This is a genomic window from Rhizobium sp. NFACC06-2, from assembly GCF_900101425.1.
Taxonomy (GTDB): Bacteria; Pseudomonadota; Alphaproteobacteria; order Rhizobiales; family Rhizobiaceae; genus Agrobacterium; species Agrobacterium leguminum.
On record NZ_FMVA01000002.1, the window covers coordinates 476,407 to 495,006 of the forward strand.

Sequence of the window (18,600 nt, forward strand, 5' to 3'; positions counted from 1 at the left end):
GAGAAGAAAATAGTCGCAAACCGCCTCCACCACCAGAGACAGGAAAAGGCCGCTGCCATGCGCTCAATGCATAACAGCGGCCTTCTAGTATTTACAAAGGATCAAAAATGCCTCAATCGAAGGCACGCGTCACTGTCGAGACGCAATCGAGATCCTTGAGCTGCGACAGAAGCTGGTTCAGCTGCCTGAGATCCCAGACTTCGACATCCAGCGCCAGCTCGGAGAAATCCGTGCCGATGCGTACCATGTTGAGGCCGCGAATATTGACGTCGAGCGTGGCGATAGACTGCGCCACCGAGGCGAGCGTGCCCGGCTCGTTCAGCGCATTGATCATCACCCGCGCCATGAAGCGCGACTTGTTCGCCTCGTCCAGATCCCAGCGCACATCGATCCACCGTTCCGGCTCGTCATCGAAGCGTTGCAGCGCCGGCGCCTGAATGGGATAGATGGTGATGCCCTTGCCTTTTTCCATGATGCCGACAATGCGGTCACCCGGAACGGCGCCAGCGGCACCGAAATGCACATCGACATTGCCGGAGAGACCACGGATGGGCAGCGGGTCCGGTCCATCCAGCATTTCGGCCGCGCCATCGTCCTCAAGCACCGAGCGCGACTTGCCGGGGATCTTGAAGACCATGCCGGAGGCGCTGCGCATGTTGAACCAGCCATCGTCGCCGGTCATCTTCACCGTCACGCGTTCGTCCTGATAATCCGGGAACACCGCGCGCAGGACATCGAGCGAGGAAACCTCGCCACGGCCGACGGCGGCGATGGCATCTTCCACGTCCTTCTGCGCCAGACGATGCAGCACGGGCTTTAGCGCTTCACGGGAGAAGGCCTTGCCGGCGCGCTCGAAGGTGCGCTCGAGAATGCGATAGCCGAGGCCGGAATATTGTTTGCGGATGGCCATGCGGGTGGCGCGGCGGATGGCAGAGCGGGCCTTGCCCGTCACTACAACCTCTTCCCATGCGGCAGGCGGCACCTGCACGCCCGAGCGGATAATCTCCACCTCGTCACCGTTGTTCAGGCGGGTGACGAGCGGCATGATCCGGCCGTTGATCTTCGCGCCAACCGTGGTGTCGCCGATATTGGTGTGCACCGCATAGGCGAAATCGATGGGGGTGGCGCCGCGCGGCAGGGCGATCAGCTTGCCTTTGGGCGTGAAGCAGAACACTTGGTCCTGGAAAAGTTCGAGCTTGGTGTGCTCGAGGAATTCTTCCGGGCTGTCGCCTTCGGCCAGCGATTCGATGGTGTGGCGCAGCCAGGAATAGGCATTGCTCTCCGGCGAGAGCAGATCGCCCTCCCCGTTTTCGCCATCCTTGTAAAGCGCATGGGCGGCGATACCGAATTCGGCGATCTCATGCATGCGCTTGGTGCGGATCTGCAGCTCGATACGCTGGCGCGACGGGCCAACGATGGTGGTGTGGATGGAACGATAATCGTTCTGCTTGGGTGTCGAGATATAATCCTTGAAGCGGCCCGGCACGACGCGCCAGCGCGTATGCACTACACCCAGCGCCCGGTAGCAGGATGGAATGTCATCCACCAGAATGCGGAAACCGTAGACATCGGAAAGCTGCTCGAAGGAAAGCGACTTCGACTGCATCTTGCGGAACACCGAATAGGGTTTTTTCTGCCGCCCTTTGACATTGGCGCCGACCAGACCATTCGCCACGAGAAGCTCGCGCAGCTCGTCCTCGATCTTTTTGATCAGCCCTTCATTGCGCGTTTCCAGTTCCTGCAGGCGGTTCGTCACCGTGCCATAGGCTTCCGGGTTGAGATACCGGAAGGACAGGTCCTCCAGCTCGTCGCGCATATCCTGCATGCCCATGCGGCCGGCGAGCGGCGCATAGATTTCCATGGTTTCTTCGGAAATGCGGCTGCGCTTGTCGGCCGGCATATATTCCATGGTGCGCATATTGTGCAGACGGTCTGCGAGCTTCACCAGGAGAACGCGCACGTCGTCGGAAATGGCGAGCAGCAGCTTGCGCAGGTTTTCGGCCTGCTTGGCCTTGCGGGTAACGAGATCGAGCTTCTTGAGCTTGGTCAGCCCCTCCACCAGCCGGCCGATATCTTCGCCGAACAACTCATCGATTTCGGCGCGGGTGGCGGTGGTGTCCTCGATCGTATCGTGCAGCAACGCCACCGCGATGGTCGATTCGTCGAGATGCATTTCGGTGAGGATCGCGGCAACTTCGAGCGGATGCGAAATATAGGGGTCGCCATTGGCCCGCTTCTGCTGGCCGTGTTTCTGCATGGCGTAAACATAGGCCTTGTTCAGCAGGGCCTCATTCGCATCCGGTTTATATTTTTGAACCCGCTCGACGAGTTCGTATTGCCGCATCATGCGATATTCCACAAAAAGAAAGCGCGCCAACCTGAGGGTCGGCGCACAATGCTGCATCAATAGGGATCAGATTATGACGGCAACTATTGACAGACGGTAACCGCCGCCTGCCAAAGGCATCATAAAATCCTATCAATAGTCGTCATTTTTTTCCGGCGGCACAAGGCCTTCGATACCGGCCAGCAGTTCTTCTTCCGACATCTGGTCGAAAGTAACGGTTTCCGGCTGATCGTCTTCTTCGCTGTCGGCAGCGGCGGCGGCGAGCGTGACCGGATCGGGCTCGGGCTCGTCCACTTCCACGTGCTTCTGCAGCGAATGGATCAGGTCTTCCTTCAGATCGTCGGGAGACAGCGTCTCGTCGGCGATTTCGCGCAGCGCCACGACGGGGTTCTTGTCGTTGTCGCGGTCAACCGTGATGGAGGACCCTTGAGAAATCTGGCGCGCACGGTGGCTGGCGAGAAGCACCAGCTCGAAACGGTTGTCTACTTTATCAATGCAATCTTCAACTGTGACGCGGGCCATTGCCTGTCCTTTGCGGGTCGTAATGTCGTGGATCAGAGCGCCGTGCGGTTTCAGGATGCACAAGGGTTGCTCTAACCTATTGAATCTGCGCTTCGTGCCTTGCGGAAAACACCTGGAATTTCTCGCGACGAAGCTTTCCAGCTTCCGATACAGCCATTGGCCGCGGAATTCAAGTTTTTCCTGTCTTTGGCGTCTTTTGGCACCTTATCCTCGATGTTTGGCGCCTGATGAACAAAATGTCTGGAAGAATTGTCTTGGAATAAGGGGGAAGGTAGCTTACTTAAAACGCAACGGCGATACGCAAAGCTCGTTGATACGACATGTTTTTTTGCGTTATCGACCGGAAATAAAAGCCAGATAATGGCCTTTCCAAAAAAAGGAATGGGATGGAATGTTCGATCCACGGGAGAAAATTGCGCTCTTCATAGACGGAGCCAATCTTTATGCAGCATCGAAAAGCCTGGGATTCGATATCGACTACCGCAAGCTCCTGAAGGCGTTTCAAAAGCGTGGATACCTGCTGCGCGCCTATTATTACACCGCGCTCATCGAGGATCAGGAATATTCCTCGATCCGCCCGCTGATCGACTGGCTGGATTATAACGGCTACAAGGTCGTGACGAAGCCGGCGAAGGAATTCACCGACGCTCTCGGCCGCCGCAAGATCAAGGGCAACATGGATATCGAACTGGCAGTCGATGCCATGGAACAGTCCGAGACGGTCGATCATCTGGTGCTCTTCTCCGGCGACGGCGATTTCACCACGCTGGTAGACGCGCTGCAGCGCAAGGGCCGCAAGGTTTCCGTGGTTTCCACCATGGCCACGCAGCCCGCCATGATCGCCGACGACCTGCGCCGCCAGGCCGATCACTTCATCGATCTGATGACGCTAAAGGCCGAGATCGGGCGTGACCCGAACGAGCGCCCTGCCCGGCACGCCGAGGGTCCTGAGACGGTCTGATCCCAGCTTTTGCTGCGAAGACATCATCGACGCGTCCGTCCAACAGACGGGCGCGTTTTTGTTTTGCGTGACGCCGGCGCGTTAAAAATTCTTTTTAGAATTAACAAACATCAAATTCGATAAGTCAAAATTATAACTTGGTTAATTTTAGAGGTGTCTAAAAGATGTAACGGCGCCAACGATATGATTTCGGTGCCAAATCAGGATGTTTAGACATGCATGGCCAAGCAAAAACCGACCGACAACTCGACGAAAGACTGAATTTTCTGGGGCTCGGCCACGAGCAACGGCAAAATCTTTCAGACATGAAGGGCGTCATCACCGGCTCTCTCGATGCATCTCTGGATCGTTTTTACGCGAAGGTTCGCTCAGTACCGGAGACGGCGAAATTCTTCGCCAACGACGCGCATGTGCAGCACGCCAAGGGCATGCAACTCAAACACTGGGCAAGGATCGCTTCCGGCACATTCAACGCGGATTATACCGATGCCGTAACCGCCATCGGCCGCACCCATGCGAGACTGGGGTTGGAGCCGAGATGGTACATCGGCGGTTATGCCCTGATGCTCGACGGCATCGTCAAGGCGGTGATCGAGTCCGAACTGAAGGGCTTTTTCATGGAAAAGAAGGCCAAAAAGGTGAAGGACGCCCTGTCGGCCACCATCAAGGCCGCCCTTCTCGACATGGATTATTCGATCTCCGTCTATCTCGACGTGCTGGCCGCCGAGCGGCAGAAGGTGGAAGCCGAACAGGCGCAGATGAAGAAGGAACAGGAGCACGTTCTCGCACTGCTCAACAGCGCTCTCGACAGGCTGGCCAATGGCGACCTCACCTCCAGCATCGGCGAAAAACCCGCACCGCAATTCGAAGGGCTGGTCGCCAATTTCAACGCGGCGGTCGGCAATCTCTCCGGCGCATTTGCGCAGATCGTCGAAGAGGCGAACAAGATTTCCGGCAATACGCGCGAACTGACATCCGCGACCGACGACATGGCCCGCCGCACGGAGCAGCAGGCCGCCGCCCTTGAGGAAACCGCCGCCGCCGTCGAGGAAATCACCACCATTTCCAAATTGTCGGCGCAGCGTTCCGAAGAGGCCAAGGCCATTGTCGAAAGCTCGGCCGTTGAAGCCGCGCGCTCGCGCGATGTGGTGACGGAAGCGGTGAAAGCAATGGGGGCCATCGAGGACTCATCGCAGAAGATCACCCAGATCATTTCCGTCATCGACGAGATTTCGTTCCAGACCAATCTTCTGGCGCTGAATGCCGGTGTCGAAGCCGCGCGCGCCGGCGAGGCCGGCAAGGGTTTCGCCGTCGTCGCCCAGGAAGTGCGTGAACTCGCGCAGCGCTCCGCCACCGCCGCCAAGGAAATCAAGACGCTGATCGCCAAGTCCTCCGAAGACGTGATGCAGGGTGTTTCGTTGGTCAACAAGACGGGCGAATCCTTGAATACGATCGGCAACAAGGTGGATCATATTCAGGAGCATATCGCCTCGCTGACCAAGGCGGCGCAGGAACAGTCCGTCGGCATTCAGGAAATCAATGCCGCCATCAACAGCATGGACAATCTGACCCAGAAGAATGCGGCCATGGTGGAAGAGACGAATGCGGCGACGCATAATCTGAGCGATGTCAGCGCCAATCTGGCGGCGCTTGTCAGCCGGTTCAGCGTTTCGACGACGAAGGCGCATGTGGAGCGGACCTATCGGGCGGCGTGACGGGCAACAACACACTCCCGTCATCCCGGCCTTGAGCCGGGATCCAGCCAGCCCAAGTCCTTGGGCTGAAAGGACTCGTTCCACAGCGCAGACGCGCTGTGACTGGATGCCGGATCAAGTCCGGCATGACGAAGGAGTATGCTGCGAAAGGCGGCATGCCTTATACGCAAAACTCACCGAGACTTAGGCCGCCCCACCCTTCAGCAACCGCGATTTCTGCCGGTTCCAGTCGCGTTCCTTCTCCGTCTCGCGCTTGTCGTGCAGTTTCTTGCCCTTGGCGAGCGCCAGTTCCAGCTTCGCGCGGCCCCTGTCGTTGAAATAAATCTTCAAGGGCACCAGCGTCATGCCTTCACGGTTGATGCCGGCGCGCAGACGGTTGATCTCGCGCTTGCTCAAAAGCAGCTTGCGGCGGCGGCGCGGCTCGTGATTGAAGCGGTTGGCCTGCAGATATTCCGGCAGGTGGGAATTGATGAGCCAGATTTCATCACCCTCGTCCGATGCGTAGGATTCGGCAATATTCGCCTTGCCTTCACGCAGCGACTTGACCTCGGTGCCGGTCAGCACGAGCCCTGCCTCATAGGTGTCGATGATTTCGTAGTTGAAACGAGCCTTGCGGTTTTCCGCAACGATCTTGTTCACCACGCGCTGGCTGCCTTTGGGGGCCATGATATTTCAATCCCTTGTTTTTCTTATTGCGCCTTCGGCTTACCGCCGAGAGCGGTTTTCGAACCCCTATTTAATGTTGTCGCCGCGAAAAGAAAAGGCGCGCCGAACGGCTTCTGTTGCGAAGCGGTTCATGGCGCGCCTTAAACGCTTTCAGGCCTGTCTCAGTTCATCAGGCCGGCGTGCTTCAGCGCCGCATCGATGGCCGCCTCCGTTGCCGGTTCCAGCGTGCTCATCAAGGGCGAGCGGACCCGGCGGTTGCCGCCGCGCGTCTTCGACAGTGCATATTTGGTGCCGCAAACACCGGGCTCCATGAAGATCGCCTTGTGCAGCGGCATCAGGCGATCCTGATAATCCAGCGCCTTGGCATAATCGCCGGCGAGCATCGCCGCCTGGAACTCCGAACAGAGGCGCGGCGCGACATTGGCGGTGACGGAAATGCAGCCGACGCCGCCATGGGCGTTGAAACCGAGCGCCGTGCCATCCTCGCCCGAAAGCTGGATGAAATCCTTGCCGCAGGAAATGCGCTGTTCGGAAACGCGGTCGATCTTGCCCGTCGCATCCTTGACGCCGACGATGTTCCTGTGCGCCTTGACCAGCGCACCCATGGTTTCCGGCGACATATCCACCACCGAGCGCGGCGGGATATTGTAGATGACGATCGGCAGCTTCACCGCTTCGGCAACGGCTGAGAAATGCGCGAACAGACCCTTCTGGGTCGGCTTGTTGTAATAGGGAGTGACCACCAAGAGCGCATCCGCGCCGGCTTCCTGCGCGTGCAGCGCAAGCTCGATCGCCTCATCGGTATTGTTGGAGCCAGCACCCGCAATGACCGGAACCCGTTTCGCCGCTACCTCGATGCACAGCTCGACGACACGTTTGTGCTCGTCGTGGGACAGGGTTGGAGATTCCCCCGTCGTGCCCACGGGCACAAGTCCGTTGCTGCCTTCGGCGATCTGCCATTCCACATGGGCGGCAAATGCCTGTTCGTCCACGGCGCCATTGTCCGTGAACGGGGTAATGAGGGCGGGAATTGATCCCTTGAACATGCAAAGCTCCTGGCGCCGAGCCGGTTCATGCTTCGGCCGCATTCGATGGTTAAAACCGGCACACATTAGTGCCAGCCCTTGGCGCCGACAAGCGCAAAGGCAGGGTATTTTGTCCGAAATTGTCGGAAGTGTGACAGTCTCCGGGCCGCAATCGGCAAGCAAAAAAAGCAGGCGTCGAAATGAGACGCCGCTCGCGGGACGGTGAATAAAAGTTGATTGAATTGCAGGGCGGCGATTAACATTTCATTAAGCCTGAAATCCCAAGATTTCCGGGTGGGACATCAGACCGGTTTCGGCAATCCCGCTGCAATGAAATGATATTACAGGAAAGTCGGCAACTCCGTTACACGATGAAGAACGGCATGAAAAAGACAGTCTGGGGATTGATGGCGGCGGGTCTTGCCGCAACCGTTTGGAACGCATTGGCCGGGCCGCTGCCGGAAGGTGCGGCACCGCTTCCCTATGTCAAGCCGAATGCGCCGACCGTTCCGGCTTTCATGCCGGCCTCGCCCGAGATCACCGGCGCCATACCGCGCCTCGACCGCCCCGACGATACAAGCCAGTTAAAGGCCGGCCTCGACGCGCTTTCCAGCCGCGATGGGGCCCGGGCGATTGCGTTGCGCAACACCATGCCGACCGGCAGCCTCGACCGCCATATCCTTACCTGGGCAATCGCCGTTTCCGGCCAGAAGGACGTCACTTCGGCCGAAATCGCCGCAGCCCAGCGCGAGCTCTCCGGCTGGCCGGGTGCTGCCACCCTGCGCGCCAATTCCGAAAAAGCGCTTTACCGCGAAGATCCGCCGGCATCGCAGGTGCTTGCCGCCTTCGGCAATAGCCGGCCGGAAACCGCGGAAGGCAGCGTGGTGCTCGCCAAGGCGCTCGCCTCCTCCGGCAAGGGTGCGGAATCGCAGCATCTCATTCGTCAGCTCTGGGTGAGCGAAGGCATGGACAAGGACATGGAAGACCGTGTGCTTGCCGAGTTTCCCACCTATCTGACGCCCGCCGACCACAAGGCGCGCATGGATTATCTGATGTATCGCAGCCGCATCAGCCAGGCGAAGCGTTTCGGCGATCTCGGCAAGGCGCAGTCGCTTTACAATGCCTGGGCGGCCGTGTTGCAGCGATCCACTACTGCGACTGCACTGCTCGGCAAAGTCGACGCCTCCTGGCGCAGCGACCCCGCCTATCTTTTCGCGCGGGTAGAAAACCTGCGCAACCAGCAGAAATATTCCGAAGCCGCCGTGCTTTTGAGGCAGGCCCCGAAGGAAACGGCCAAGCTCGTCAATCCGGGCGAATGGTGGAACGAGCGGCGCATCATCGCGCGCGGCGTCGCCGATCTCGGCGATTTCGCCGAGGCCTATCGCATCGTCGCCAATCATTCGGCCACCTCTGCCGTCGATACCGCCGATGCGGAATTCCATGCCGGCTGGTATGCGCTAAGAGCGCTGCGCGATCCGGCCACGGCTTCACGCCACTTCAACACGCTGCTTCAGACTTCGAACCGGCCGCTTTCGGCGTCGCGCGCCTATTATTGGCTCGGGCGGGCGGCGGAAGCCGGCGGACCGGGGGATGCCCGCGACTTTTTCACCAAAGCCGCCGCTCATCCCGGCACGTTCTATGGCCAGCTTGCCGCCGCGCGAATCGGCGCCAAGACACTGAATGTCACCTATCCAAGCCCCAGCAGCGGCGACCGCGAACGTTTCGCCGGCCGCGAAGCCGTGCGCGCCATCGACCGGCTGGAAGCAGCCGGTTACGGCTGGCGGGCCGACAGCCTTTACCGCTCGCTGGCCGAACAGCTCGACAGTCCCGGCGAGCTTGCCATTCTGGCGGCAAGGGCGGAGGGCAACGGCAATCATCAAGTCTCGCTGCAGATCGGCAAGACGGCTTTCAGCCGCGGCATCGATGCGGCCGCACTGGCCTATCCGCTCGGCGTCATTCCCGCCAGCGCCAATATTGTCGGCTCTGGCAAGGCGCTTGCTTACGCGATTGCCCGGCAGGAAAGCGCCTTCAACCCGGCCGCCGTCTCCGCCGCCAATGCGCGCGGTCTGCTGCAACTGCTGCCCGGAACCGCCAAAGGCGTGGCCGGACGCCATGGCCTGCCCTATACCCAGGCACGGCTGACCACCGATGCGGGCTATAACGCCACGCTCGGCGCGCATTATCTCGGCGAGCAGATCGACAGTTTCGGCGGTTCCTACATCCTCACCTTCATCGCCTACAATGCCGGGCCGAAGCGCGTGCCGGAATGGATCGCCCGCTATGGCGACCCGCGCGGCAAGCCGATCGACGAGGTGGTCGACTGGATCGAGCGCATCCCCTTCCCCGAAACCCGCAATTACGTGCAGCGGGTGATGGAGAATTATCAGGTCTACAAGACGAGGCTCGGACAACAGGCCGATATCGTTGACGACCTGCGCCATGGGCGTGCGGGGTAAAGCCGGCTTCCCCGGCTGACAAGCGGAGCATTCAAGCGCCTGCCGGCCAGCGTTCCAGACCGCTGAAAAGCCTGAAGTTCTCTTCCGTCATGCTCGGGCCTGTCTCGAGCATTTGCGGCGTTTAGATTTCATGCGACGTGATTAGATCACTGGGACGAGTCCCGGAGCTAAGGTCGACGGCTTGGGCAGATTTGCCGATAGGCGAGAGGCCAGCTGGTGGATGCTTCAAAGCCGACGCGGTGTCCGACGACCTACAGTCCCATCTAGTCATCCAAAAGAAAAACCCCGGCATTTCTGCCGGGGTTTCCATCACTGACAATGTCAGATCAGATTAGAACGTGCGCTGAAGGCGAACGAAACCAACCCAGCTGTCGCCAGCGCCGGTGTCAAGACCTTCGGTGCCGTCGACGTCCTGATAGTTAACAGCGACCTTGGCATCCAGACCCTGGGTGATCTTGTAGTCAACCGTTACACCAGCGCGCCATGCATCACGGTCGCCAGTGAAGTCGTTGTCAGCACCGATGTCGATCGTGCCGAGGTACTGAGCACCGGGGGTGATGGTCAGCTTGTCGGTCGCCTTGATTGCGTATTCAGCAGCAACTGCCCACTCGGACTCTTCGTAGTAGTAGTTTGCGCCAGAAGCCCAAACACCAGAGAGACCGAAAGTACCGGGACCGATGTCAGCCGTTACGATAGCGCGGATTGCACCATTTTCCTGGTCGGTGTCGTAGGAGCCGAGCAGGTTCGCAGCAACTGCACCGAACTTAGCGCCGATGATACCGCTTACGCCAACATTGTTCGGGCCTTCAAACGAACCGCCCTTAACGAAGTCGCCGGAGATGTTCGAGCCGCCACGGCCGGCATCCAGTTCTTCAACGCTGATACCTGCGTAGAACGAACCAGCGTCATAGGTGTAACGCAGAGCGTTGCCACGGGTCGTGTTCGAAGACAGGATATCGGTTTCGCCGGAGAGATCGTCATCCCACCAGGTGTACATGTAACCGACCTTCAGGCCGCCGAGTTCGATGAAAGCCTGGTCAACGCGAACAGCGCGATCGCTGTCGTTGTCAGCCTGACCACGCAGACCTATGTAGCCGCGCAGAGCGCCAAGCTCGGTGTCGGTGCGGGTGTCGATGTTGAACTGGGCGCGCGTGAACGAGTTCCAGTCAGACGTACCAGACTGATTGCGACCGAAGTCGGTCTGGAAACGGATGTAACCGTCGAACTTCAGGCAGGTTTCGGTGCCGGGGATGTAGAAGAAGCCGGTGCCGAAAGCGTCGCAGACGCGAACGTATTCCAGGGGCTCGGGCTCGGCAGCGACGATAGCGTCAGCGGCCTGTGCGCCGGATACTGCTGCGAGAGCTGCAGCGGAGCCGATGAGAAGGCTCTTGATGTTCATGGTTGACCTCCAGTCAAACGCTTAATCTTCTAAGCAGCGGGTGGGAAAGCACTTCAGAAATGCGTGCCGCTTATGAAGCTGATTAGAGCCAAAACCGGTCGCTCAGGCAATCGTAATCATGACAGAAGGAAGACAGTAAGGTGTCCTTAGTTTTTCATTGTTGCGAAATAGCTACAATTCTAACCGACGGGACCCCATTCGTTAAAAAATCGTTAATAACTTATGCTTTTCAATAACTTAACAAGAGGCTCGAAAAATCCGCCGTGAGAAAACCCACGAGATCACCTGAATCTGGACACGATCAGGCCACCGGAAATTGTTCAAAAGACGATTGCAATGTGCAGAGGACCCTACCTCTGCAAGAAAAAACTGAGCGAAAAGCAAAAACCCGCAGATTCGGATTCCTTAGACGACTCAAGGCTCCCGTTACCGAGCGAATCGATGGGCATGTGTAGCGGTCTGCTCAGAGGATAAACCTGCGGAAAATCGGAACGCCGCCACGATCTCGTCAGCTGTGGCGATGCCTGCCCTATCAAGATGCAATTCAAACAAAAAGCCCGGCTCGAGAGCCGGGCTTTCCATCACTGACAATGTCAGATCAGATTAGAACGTGCGCTGAAGGCGAACGAAACCAACCCAGCTGTCGCCAGCGCCGGTGTCAACACCTTCGGTGCCGTCGACGTCCTGGTAGTTAACCGAAACGAGCGTGGAGAGGCCGTCGGTGATCTTGTAGCCAACAGCTACACCAGCGCGCCATGCATCGCGATCGCCAACCCAGTCGTTATCGAAGCCGAGGTCGATCGTGTTGAAGTACTGGAAGCCGGGGGTGATGGTCAGCTTGTCAGTTGCCTTGATGGCGTATTCAGCAGCAACCGCCCACTCGGACTCTTCGTAGTAGCGGTTTGCGCCAGAAGCCCAAACGCCGGAGAGGCCAAGCGTGCCCGGACCGATGTCAGCCGTGACGATAGCGCGGATTGCACCTTCTTCAGCGTCGGTGTCGTAGCCACCGAGCAGGTTAGCGCTTACGCCGCCGAACTTCGCGCCAACGATAGCGGATACGCCAACGTTGTTGGAGCCTTCAAAGAAACCGCCCTTTACGAAGTCGTCAGAGATGTTGGAACCGCCGCGAGCAGCTTCGAGTTCTTCAGCTGCAACGCCAACGTAGAACGAGCCAGCGTCGTACGTGTAACGGATAGCGTTCAGACGGGTCTGGTTAGAGCTGAGAACGTCAACTTCGCCGGAGAGACCGTCATCCCACCAGTTGTAGTAGTAACCGACCTTCAGACCGCCGAGTTCGATGAAAGCCTGGTCGACAACAACGCCACGGTTGCTGTCGTTGTCGGCCTGGCCGCGGAAGCCGATGTAGCCGCGCAGAGCGCCGAGTTCGGTGTCGGTGCGGGTGTCGATGTTGAACTGGGCGCGGGTGAACGAATCCCAGTCAGACGTGCCGGACTTGTTGCGGCCGAAGTCGGTCTGGAAACGGATGTAACCGTCGAACTTCAGGCAGGTTTCGGTGCCGGGGATGTAGAAGAAGCCGGTGCCGAAAGCGTCGCAAACGCGAACGTATTCCAGGGGCTCAGGCTCAGCAGCGACGATAGCGTCGGCAGCGTGAGCGCCAGATACTGCTGCGAGAGCCGCAGCGGAGCCGATCAGAAGGCTCTTGATGTTCATTGTTGACCTCCAGTCAAAGTTTTTAAGTGGGTCTGGGTACTTTCGCTGAAGGACAGCATTCCCTGCCCCATTCCCGTGTTCTTAGAAGCCAAACGATCCACCGCCTCGCTTCTGGTGGTGAAAATACAAAAGGTTTCGCCGCTTGCAATCGCCAACATCCGATAAATAGCATTTACGTATATGCTTCATTTCGGTTTGTTGCGGAAACAACACACAGTGCGCAGCCGGGCCGCAGGCGGCTTTACCATGCGTTAAGAAATTGCTTGAAAATCCGTTAGTTAGCGAGGTTAACAAGGTCTTTCTAAACTACCGGCTTTTTCGGCGAAGCCTTGCCTCGCCGGGCAAGGATGATGGAAACTTTTGCTTCCTCACACCCCCGCACCTGACACTCCTTCGCAGCGCGCATGAAGAAACGATGGAAAAACCCATGCCGTTTGCCGCCCGATTCCCCGCATAACGATTCGAAAGGCTCGCCGCATGTCGGTTACGATACCGATACGCCGCCACTCGTCAGGTTTGTCGTGAGAACTGATTTGATGACGTGACCTCGCGTTTGACGATTGCCCGTCAATATCGGCAGCAGCCGATTTGTCACGCGTGTCAATTCGAAACAGACGGAAGAACAAGCGACATGCGGAGACCGTCGCCAAAGCGCTCCGGCGGTGGCTTGGTACTGGGAACGATGGGGCTGGAATTTTCCGGTCTTGCGCCGAAGTGGCGGAGAGGATGGGATTCGAACCCACGATACGCTTTTGACGTATACTCCCTTAGCAGGGGAGCGCCTTCGACCACTCGGCCACCTCTCCGGTGCGGCCTGATTATTGCGTAAAAAAAATGATTGCAAGGCTTTTTCGCCAAGAAGCACAAAAACCTGTTGGCTGAACATCTTCCTGCGAAACTTTGCGGGCCTTTCGGGAACTTCTTGCAGGTCGGCACGTTCTGCCTTCGGTAACAAAAGAGGTGTTCTAATGGCTCAGACCAAACTGAATGTTGTCGAAGACACGATCGAAAACCAGATTGCGGAGTTGCGTTCGCAGATCTCGTCCCTCTCCAAATCCGTATCCGCCCGCGCGGAAGGCGTGGGCGAGGATGCGTCCGAATTTCTGGATGAGGCGCGCGGACGCGTTCGCAAGGCCGCGCATAATGTCCGCGCCCAGGGCCAGAATGTCGTGGAAGCCGTCAAGGAAAATCCCGGCACGGCGACTTCCCTGCTGACGATCGTTGGCGCACTCGGTTTTGCCATCGGTTATGCGGTTGGCGCGAGCACGCAGCAGAACTCGTCGAACAGCAGCCTTTATCGCTGGCGCTGATCGCGGCATCGAATTAAAATTGAGGCAAGGCGGGTCTATCCTGCCTTGCCTTTTCTTACTGGTTTGAAATGTGATGAATGGGGGCGGATATGCGGTTCAGCGACGATATTGAAGCGGCTCTGTCGGATTTTGCGAGGGATCACGGCGTCGACAGGGATGAGGCCATCCAGCGAATCATTCGCGCCGCGCTTATCAACACCGGTTATCTCGCCTCCGGCGAAGAAGGCATTCCGCCGGAAAAGCTGAACGCCAGCAACGACGACTGAATTAATAGCCAGACCGGGATGGTGCGGGCGCTGCTCCGCCCTTGTAACGGGCCGAGAGCGCACGCAGGGTGCTGGCGAATTCCGTCACATCCGCGCCGACGGCCACGAAGGACGCGCCGAGTTCGAGATAGCGGCGATTATAGGCTTCGTTGAAGGTGAGAATACCGGCGGCCTTGCCGGCCTTGACGATCTTGACGATGGCCGCCTCGATCACCGCCTGCACTTCCGGCTCGTCTATCCTGCCGAGATAGCCCATATCGGCGGCCAGATCCGCCGGGCCGATGAAGACGCCGTCCACGCCCTCCACCGCAAGAATATTGTCGAGATCGTTGATCGCCGCGCGCGTTTCGGCCTGCACCAGCAGGCAGACGCTGTCCGAGGCGCTGTCGGCATAGTCGGTTATCGTGTTGAAGGCGGAAGCGCGGGCAACGGCAGCACCCATGCCGCGAATGCCGCGCGGCGGATAATGCATGGCGCTGACCAGATCCTTCGCCTGGTCAGCCGAATCGACCATCGGCACCAGAAGCGTGCGCGCACCCGCATCCAGAAGCTGCTTGATTATCCAGCTTTCGCCGACCGGCACGCGCACGACGGGCTCCGCAGGCGATGTGGCAAGGGCGCGCAACTGGTCGATGATGCTGCGCAGATCGTTCGGCCCATGCTCGCCGTCGATCACCAGCCAGTCGAACCCCGCCGTACCGGCGATTTCCGCCGTGATGGCCTCACCCATATCGAGCCAGAGGCCGATCTGCGGCTTGCCGGCATGGATGGCGGTTTTAAAACGGTTTTCGGGAGCAGGCATGATGTCCTCAGGAAAGCAGTAATTTCAGATCGGCGGAAGCATCCGCCAGGATGGCGCGATCCGGCTCCGCGCCGGTATCGAGCAATTTCTTGCCCGCGACATAGGCCTTGGCATCGTTGACGGCATCCACCGCCACGAATCGCCCCTCGCGGAAATACCAGACGGACCAGCTGCCCTCACGCGCGCCCTGCCTCAGTATTGTCTCGTCATAACCAAGGTTGAAGCCGGCAATCTGCAGCTTGGCGTCATACTGATCCGACCAGAACCATGGCTTCGGATCATAGGCGGCTTCAGCCCCGGTAAGCACGGCAGCGGCCGCCTCGGCCTGATCGACAGCATTCTGTACCGATTCGAGACGCACATGCTGGCCGCGCCACGGCAGCAGCGCGCAATCGCCCACGGCATGAATGGCGCTGTCGGAGGTGCGGGTATGGTCGTCCACCACGATGCCATTGCCGACATCAAGGCCCGATTCGCGAGCGAGGCGATCATTCGGCGTCACGCCGATGCCGACAATCACAAAATCCACATCCAGCGTCGAGCCGTCGGAGAGTTCGGCGGCGGCCACCCGGCCATCCATGCCGACAAGGCGCACAAGACCGGTCTTTTCGCGAATGGAAACGCCGTGGGCCTGATGGATGCCGCGCATGATATCGGCGGTTTCCTTCGCCGCCACACGCTGGAGAATGCGGTCGGCCATTTCGATCAAGGTCACTTCGAGGCCGAGCTTGCGCGCGACGGCGGCTGCTTCGAGACCGATATAACCGCCGCCGATCACCAGCAGCCTGCGGCCCGGCTTCATCTCCTCCACAAGCCGGTCGGCATCGCGCTTGTCGCGCACGGTCAGGACGCCTTCCAGATCGCCGCCGATACTGGCGGGCAGCAGGCGGGGAGCCGCCCCGGTCGCCAGCACCAGCCTGTCATAGGAAAGCGTGCTGCCGTCCTGCATGCGCAGGGATTTGGCGGCACGGTCTATCTCCTCGACCCAGGTGGAAAGCCGGATATCGACATTGTTTTCCGCGTACCATTCCTCCGGCCGGAACATCAGCCGGTCGAAGCTCATCTCGCCGAGGAGGTATTTTTTGGAGAGCGGCGGCCTCTGGTAAGGATAGGCATCCTCGGAACCGACGATGGTGATGGGGCGCTCGTCCTTCAGCGCCCGAAGCTTCGACGCCAGCGCGAAAGCGGCCTGCCCCGCCCCGACGATTACCAGCCTTCCCGTCACAGTCCACTCCCAGAAGAATCACGAAGCGCCGGTCCTGCCGGGCCTCGCGAAGCGATATTGCAAGGCTCAGGCGTAACGCCAAGTACGGCCCCAGTCAACACCAGCCCCGTGCAAGCGTGACGCAGTATCAGCACAGACTGCAACCGGATGGGGCCGAACGCATTTCCATAGCGGAAACATCGGCTTCCGAAGGGAAGATTGGTCGAGATCGAGACACAGAACAGACAATTGCGCGGATTTCCTTCATGCCCTGGCAAGGAAGCGGCGTTAAAATCGGCATCAAAAGAGGCAATCCGGGAGGTTGTCATGGCTTTGCATATGGATCCCCGTCAGAACGTCCCCCAGGACGAAATGTACGAGAAATTTCAGATCGACCGGCCCGGCAAGATCACCTTCATCGGGCATCATCTCAGCGCCAAGGACACCATGCGCTGCCTGGTGCGGACTATTTCCCTTTACGGCGCGGAACTGGATGTCAGTCCCGATCTGGAAATGCCGGCCAATTTCTATCTGGAAATTCTCGGTATCCGCGATGAGATCGGCTGCACGCTGATCCGCCGCGAAGAGGAAAAAGTGACGATCGGCTTCAATATGCTGATCGATGCGGAGTTCCTGCACCATGTGCGACGCCTGAGCTTCGAGACCAACGCATGATCCCGACATGACAGGCCGATGGCTTCTCCGTCTCCTCGCCGGGACGTAAAATTCTGTTCCAAAACAGTCGTGCCGGAACCGGCTGCGCCTTGCGTCCGGTTTTTTTGCACCTATTGTGAGCCGGGTTTTAAACACACAGGTACCGGAACTCTCAGCCAATGTCAGCCTTTTCCCGCCTCACGCCGCTTGCCGCTTCGCTTCCCTCAACCGTTCCCTTCGTCGGCCCGGAGGCCATCGAGCGCAACCGCGGCCTGAAGGTTGAAGCGCGTATCGGCGCCAATGAGAGCGGCTTCGGCCCCGCCCCTTCCGTGCTTCTGGCCATGCGCGATGCGGCGGCGGAGACGTGGATGTACAGCGATCCGGAAAATTATGAGCTGAAGGAAGCGCTTGCCATCCACCATGGCGTTGCACGCGGCAATATCGCCATCGGCAGCGGCGTCGATGGGCTGCTGGGTGAGATCGCGCGGCTGATCGTCGAGCCGGGCACGCCTGTCGTCACCTCTTTTGGCGGCTACCCCACCTTCAATTACCATGTGAACGGTTTTGGCGGGAAACTCGTGACCACACCCTATGTCGACGATCACGAAGACCTTGACGGGCTTCTCGATCTCGTCATCCGGGAAAATGCGCCGCTCGTTTATTTCGCCAATCCCGACAATCCGATGGGAAGCTGGTGGGAAGCGAGCGAAGTGATCGCCTTTGCCCGCGCGTTGCCGGAAACCTGCCTGCTCATTCTGGATGAGGCCTATTGCGAAACCGCGCCCGAAAGCGCCGTCCCAGCGATCGACACGCTGATCGGCCAGCCGAACATCCTGCGCATGCGCACCTTCTCGAAAGCCTATGGGCTGGCGGGTGCGCGCGTGGGTTACGCCATCGGCACGCTCGGCAATGTCGAAGCCTTCGACAAGATCCGCAACCATTTCGGCATGGCGCGCATTTCGGTCGCCGGCGCTTTGGCGGCCCTGAAAGATCAGGCCTATCTGCGTGAAGTCGTTGGTAAAATTTCTGACGCCCGTGAGCGCATTTCGGCAATCGCGCGCAATAACGGCCTTTCCCCGCTCCCCTCCGCCACCAATTTCGTCACCATCGATTGCCACCGCGACGGGGTCTATGCCCGCGCCATCGTCGATGGGCTGATGGAACATGGCGTCTTCATCCGCATGCCGGGCGTCGCCCCGCTCAACCGCTGCATTCGCGTGAGCGTGGGGCCGGGTGACAAGCTCGATCTGTTCGAACAGGCGCTGCCGAAGGTCCTCAAGGCGCTGGGCTGATATCGAGTGCCGTCATTCCGGCCTTGAGCCGGAATCCTGTGTATTGGATTTGTGCTATGTAGAGTGCGGGCGGAAGGCCGTCGGAATCCTGGTCGTTAGAGACCGCCTGCTGGCTTTTGGACCTCCGCCCGCTCTTGATGATCCCAACCTGAACAGTTGATGGAGGCCGTGAGCGCGGACCTCGTAGCACAGGATGAGGCTTGCCATGGTACACCCTGTTTACATCGGATGCGACGTCTCAAAGGCACATCTGGATCTTTTCGATGCCGCGACACAAAAAGCCGTCCGCATCGCCAATACCGGCACCGCC

15 protein-coding genes and 1 tRNA gene are annotated in these 18,600 nt (G+C 59.0%); 7 read left to right on the forward strand and 9 right to left on the reverse strand.

Annotated elements, in window-relative coordinates; all coding sequences use genetic code 11:
• Positions 1 to 112: 112 nt before the first annotated feature.
• Together F3H58_RS06770 and rpoZ are read right to left on the reverse strand one after the other, a co-directional pair.
• Entirely contained in the window at positions 113 to 2,347 is a 2,235-nt protein-coding gene (locus F3H58_RS06770) for a RelA/SpoT family protein (RefSeq protein WP_065654813.1), read from the reverse strand.
• Between the two features lie 132 nt (positions 2,348 to 2,479).
• Positions 2,480 to 2,869 carry a DNA-directed RNA polymerase subunit omega gene (rpoZ, locus tag F3H58_RS06775; protein ID WP_003521126.1) on the reverse strand — a complete coding sequence of 130 codons (390 nt, stop codon included), beginning with the start codon at positions 2,867 to 2,869 and terminating at the stop codon, positions 2,480 to 2,482.
• 391 nt (positions 2,870 to 3,260) lie between these two features.
• Between rpoZ and F3H58_RS06780 the strand changes: the two genes are divergently transcribed.
• Together F3H58_RS06780 and F3H58_RS06785 are read left to right on the forward strand one after the other, a co-directional pair.
• Positions 3,261 to 3,830, forward strand: coding sequence for a LabA-like NYN domain-containing protein (locus F3H58_RS06780; protein ID WP_004440903.1), 570 nt, complete (start codon positions 3,261 to 3,263; stop codon positions 3,828 to 3,830).
• 215 nt (positions 3,831 to 4,045) lie between these two features.
• On the forward strand, positions 4,046 to 5,545 hold the full coding sequence (locus F3H58_RS06785) for a globin-coupled sensor protein (protein ID WP_149741624.1): 1,500 nt from the start codon (positions 4,046 to 4,048) through the stop codon (positions 5,543 to 5,545).
• A gap of 183 nt (positions 5,546 to 5,728) precedes the next feature.
• On the opposite strand, the gene smpB is transcribed toward F3H58_RS06785, so the two are convergent.
• Together smpB and dapA are read right to left on the reverse strand one after the other, a co-directional pair.
• Complete coding sequence (gene smpB / locus F3H58_RS06790; RefSeq protein WP_078054125.1) at positions 5,729 to 6,211, reverse strand: SsrA-binding protein SmpB; 483 nt, start codon at positions 6,209 to 6,211, stop codon at positions 5,729 to 5,731.
• A gap of 161 nt (positions 6,212 to 6,372) precedes the next feature.
• The gene (dapA, locus tag F3H58_RS06795; protein ID WP_003524121.1) at positions 6,373 to 7,257 is read right to left on the reverse strand and encodes a 4-hydroxy-tetrahydrodipicolinate synthase; all 885 of its coding nucleotides are present in this window, start codon (positions 7,255 to 7,257) and stop codon (positions 6,373 to 6,375) included.
• Between the two features lie 362 nt (positions 7,258 to 7,619).
• Here dapA and F3H58_RS06805 point away from each other — a divergent pair, with 362 nt between their 5' ends.
• On the forward strand, positions 7,620 to 9,692 hold the full coding sequence (locus tag F3H58_RS06805; RefSeq protein ID WP_188128806.1) for a lytic transglycosylase domain-containing protein: 2,073 nt from the start codon (positions 7,620 to 7,622) through the stop codon (positions 9,690 to 9,692).
• Positions 9,693 to 10,023: 331 nt separating this feature from the next.
• Here the strand turns inward: F3H58_RS06805 and F3H58_RS06810 are convergent, their stop codons facing one another.
• The 3 genes from F3H58_RS06810 to F3H58_RS06825 form a co-directional block, all read right to left on the reverse strand.
• Positions 10,024 to 11,091 carry a porin gene (locus F3H58_RS06810; RefSeq protein ID WP_149741625.1) on the reverse strand — a complete coding sequence of 356 codons (1,068 nt, stop codon included), beginning with the start codon at positions 11,089 to 11,091 and terminating at the stop codon, positions 10,024 to 10,026.
• Between the two features lie 603 nt (positions 11,092 to 11,694).
• Complete coding sequence (locus F3H58_RS06815) at positions 11,695 to 12,762, reverse strand: porin (protein WP_149741626.1); 1,068 nt, start codon at positions 12,760 to 12,762, stop codon at positions 11,695 to 11,697.
• Between the two features lie 715 nt (positions 12,763 to 13,477).
• A tRNA-Ser gene (locus F3H58_RS06825) sits at positions 13,478 to 13,568 on the reverse strand.
• Positions 13,569 to 13,730: 162 nt separating this feature from the next.
• Between F3H58_RS06825 and F3H58_RS06830 the strand changes: the two genes are divergently transcribed.
• Both F3H58_RS06830 and F3H58_RS27150 read left to right on the forward strand, forming a co-directional pair.
• On the forward strand, positions 13,731 to 14,072 hold the full coding sequence (locus F3H58_RS06830) for a hypothetical protein (RefSeq protein ID WP_149741627.1): 342 nt from the start codon (positions 13,731 to 13,733) through the stop codon (positions 14,070 to 14,072).
• 89 nt (positions 14,073 to 14,161) lie between these two features.
• Positions 14,162 to 14,338, forward strand: a complete 177-nt coding sequence (locus F3H58_RS27150) for a hypothetical protein (RefSeq protein WP_188128807.1) — start codon at positions 14,162 to 14,164, stop codon at positions 14,336 to 14,338.
• Position 14,339: 1 nt separating this feature from the next.
• Here the strand turns inward: F3H58_RS27150 and F3H58_RS06835 are convergent, their stop codons facing one another.
• Together F3H58_RS06835 and F3H58_RS06840 are read right to left on the reverse strand one after the other, a co-directional pair.
• Positions 14,340 to 15,140: an aldolase/citrate lyase family protein gene (locus tag F3H58_RS06835; RefSeq protein ID WP_149741628.1), complete on the reverse strand. Its 801-nt coding sequence runs from the start codon at positions 15,138 to 15,140 to the stop codon at positions 14,340 to 14,342.
• 7 nt (positions 15,141 to 15,147) lie between these two features.
• The gene (locus F3H58_RS06840) at positions 15,148 to 16,365 is read right to left on the reverse strand and encodes an NAD(P)/FAD-dependent oxidoreductase (RefSeq protein ID WP_149741629.1); all 1,218 of its coding nucleotides are present in this window, start codon (positions 16,363 to 16,365) and stop codon (positions 15,148 to 15,150) included.
• A 306-nt stretch (positions 16,366 to 16,671) separates the two neighbouring features.
• On the opposite strand from F3H58_RS06840, the gene F3H58_RS06845 reads away from it, so the two are divergent.
• Positions 16,672 to 17,019, forward strand: a complete 348-nt coding sequence (locus F3H58_RS06845) for a hypothetical protein (protein ID WP_035240153.1) — start codon at positions 16,672 to 16,674, stop codon at positions 17,017 to 17,019.
• 158 nt (positions 17,020 to 17,177) lie between these two features.
• Positions 17,178 to 18,290 carry a pyridoxal phosphate-dependent aminotransferase gene (locus tag F3H58_RS06850; RefSeq protein WP_149741630.1) on the forward strand — a complete coding sequence of 371 codons (1,113 nt, stop codon included), beginning with the start codon at positions 17,178 to 17,180 and terminating at the stop codon, positions 18,288 to 18,290.
• Positions 18,291 to 18,600 lie beyond the last annotated feature (310 nt).

What these genes read in the sequence shown, in the direction of transcription:
- F3H58_RS06770 (WP_065654813.1), bottom strand. Translation starts at nt 2,347, where the DNA reads ATGATGCGGCAATACGAACTCGTCGAGCGGGTTCAAAAATATAAACCG.
- F3H58_RS06780 (WP_004440903.1), top strand. Translation starts at nt 3,261, where the DNA reads ATGTTCGATCCACGGGAGAAAATTGCGCTCTTCATAGACGGAGCCAAT.
- F3H58_RS06850 (WP_149741630.1), top strand. Translation starts at nt 17,178, where the DNA reads ATGTCAGCCTTTTCCCGCCTCACGCCGCTTGCCGCTTCGCTTCCCTCA.
- rpoZ (WP_003521126.1), bottom strand. Translation starts at nt 2,869, where the DNA reads ATGGCCCGCGTCACAGTTGAAGATTGCATTGATAAAGTAGACAACCGT.
- dapA (WP_003524121.1), bottom strand. Translation starts at nt 7,257, where the DNA reads ATGTTCAAGGGATCAATTCCCGCCCTCATTACCCCGTTCACGGACAAT.
- F3H58_RS27150 (WP_188128807.1), top strand. Translation starts at nt 14,162, where the DNA reads ATGCGGTTCAGCGACGATATTGAAGCGGCTCTGTCGGATTTTGCGAGG.
- smpB (WP_078054125.1), bottom strand. Translation starts at nt 6,211, where the DNA reads ATGGCCCCCAAAGGCAGCCAGCGCGTGGTGAACAAGATCGTTGCGGAA.
- F3H58_RS06810 (WP_149741625.1), bottom strand. Translation starts at nt 11,091, where the DNA reads ATGAACATCAAGAGCCTTCTCATCGGCTCCGCTGCAGCTCTCGCAGCA.
- F3H58_RS06835 (WP_149741628.1), bottom strand. Translation starts at nt 15,140, where the DNA reads ATGCCTGCTCCCGAAAACCGTTTTAAAACCGCCATCCATGCCGGCAAG.
- F3H58_RS06830 (WP_149741627.1), top strand. Translation starts at nt 13,731, where the DNA reads ATGGCTCAGACCAAACTGAATGTTGTCGAAGACACGATCGAAAACCAG.
- F3H58_RS06785 (WP_149741624.1), top strand. Translation starts at nt 4,046, where the DNA reads ATGCATGGCCAAGCAAAAACCGACCGACAACTCGACGAAAGACTGAAT.
- F3H58_RS06845 (WP_035240153.1), top strand. Translation starts at nt 16,672, where the DNA reads ATGGCTTTGCATATGGATCCCCGTCAGAACGTCCCCCAGGACGAAATG.
- F3H58_RS06805 (WP_188128806.1), top strand. Translation starts at nt 7,620, where the DNA reads ATGAAAAAGACAGTCTGGGGATTGATGGCGGCGGGTCTTGCCGCAACC.
- F3H58_RS06815 (WP_149741626.1), bottom strand. Translation starts at nt 12,762, where the DNA reads ATGAACATCAAGAGCCTTCTGATCGGCTCCGCTGCGGCTCTCGCAGCA.